Source organism: Shewanella sp. 11B5, assembly GCF_002836795.1.
Taxonomy (GTDB): Bacteria; Pseudomonadota; Gammaproteobacteria; order Enterobacterales; family Shewanellaceae; genus Shewanella; species Shewanella frigidimarina.
Genome location: NZ_PJAP01000033.1, coordinates 1 through 1,484 on the forward strand (window position 1 = coordinate 1; position 1,484 = coordinate 1,484).

The window sequence follows — 1,484 nt, forward strand, 5'->3', positions numbered from 1 at the left end:
TTTGCATGTGTCAGTAGCCACACATTATGGATATGTGGATTACGTTTATAATCCAGCGGTAAACATAAATGGTCGATATTAGTCACGTCGATACCAGCTTGGTTCAACGCTTCGATATCCATTTTAAATTTACGTTTGTTATTTGAGAAAATAAGCTCGCCATTTGGAGAAAGCAACTTAATTAACCCGCCCAACATCTCTGCATGGTCGCGTTGCACATCCCAACTGTCTTCCATACGTTTTGAATTTGAAAACGTCGGTGGGTCGATAAAAATGAGTTCATATTTTTGATGACTATTATCTTTTATCCACTGCAAACAGTCTGCCTGAATAAAATCGTATTTAGCACCAGACAAACCATTTAAGGCAAAGTTTTCTTTGGCCCAATTGATGTAGGTATTAGACATGTCGATGGTGGTAACTGATTTAGCTCCGCCAATCGCAGCATGGACTGATGCAGACCCCGTGTAAGCGAATAAATTGAGGACATTTTTGCCTTTAGCTTTATCGCCAACCAATTTACGTGTAACACGGTGATCGAGAAACAAACCAGTATCGAGATAACCGGTTAAGTTAAGTTTAAATTTAGCACCATATTCTTCAGTGATAACTTCTACTTTACGTTCGTCAATTTTTTGATACTGGTTAGCACCCTTCTGACGTTCACGAGTTTTCAAGGTGATACGATCAGGATGAATCCCTAAGGCACCTGGCAACGCTAATAGCACATCACTAATACGGCGTTTGGTCACCGCTTCAGGAATAGTTGCTGGAGCTGAATATTCTTGAATAACAACATAATCGACGTATCTATCAATGGCGACGTTGTATTCAGGTAAATCAGCATCATATAAACGATAACTGTCTATGCGCTCTTTTTTAGCCCATTTCTCAAACTGTTTAACATTCTTTTTAATACGATTCGCAAATGCTGGCGCAATGTCGATAATATCAACACCTTCAGGCAATTCAGGCACGTCGCGGCGGGTACTGTTGGCGTGTAAGGTATAAATGTTAAAAGCACATTCTAATGCGCCGTTGAACATTTTCATCTGCTTATCAGCTTTTAGTTTAAGCGATGATATAAGTTCAACATCACTGCACAACATAGCTATTTTCCAGCCACCAAACTCTTTTTTAAACTTATCACCGAGTTGGTAATAAAGTTGTAAAAGCTCGGTCACATTACCCAAACGCTCACCGTAAGGCGGGTTAGAAATCAAAAAGCCTTCACTTACAGGAGGTGTTACATCGAGCGCATCTGACACACTAAATTCAATTAATTCAGCAACACCAGCATTCTCAGCATTACGCTTAGCGATAGAAATCAGGTGAGGTTCGATGTCTGAACCGTAAAATTTAAGCTTACAACGCGTTTTGCCCAATGTTGCACGCGCTTGAGCTTCGTCAAAAATAACCTGCCACATTGCTTTATTGTGACTCTGCCAATTTTCGAAACCAAATTTCTCACGTTTTAGTCCAGG

General features: G+C 40.2%; 1 protein-coding gene. It reads right to left on the reverse strand.

The window, feature by feature from the left end; translation table 11 throughout:
* The coding region (gene rlmKL, locus CXF78_RS00265) for a bifunctional 23S rRNA (guanine(2069)-N(7))-methyltransferase RlmK/23S rRNA (guanine(2445)-N(2))-methyltransferase RlmL (RefSeq protein WP_102035660.1) at window positions 1-1,484 on the reverse strand (1,484 nt) is incomplete at both ends.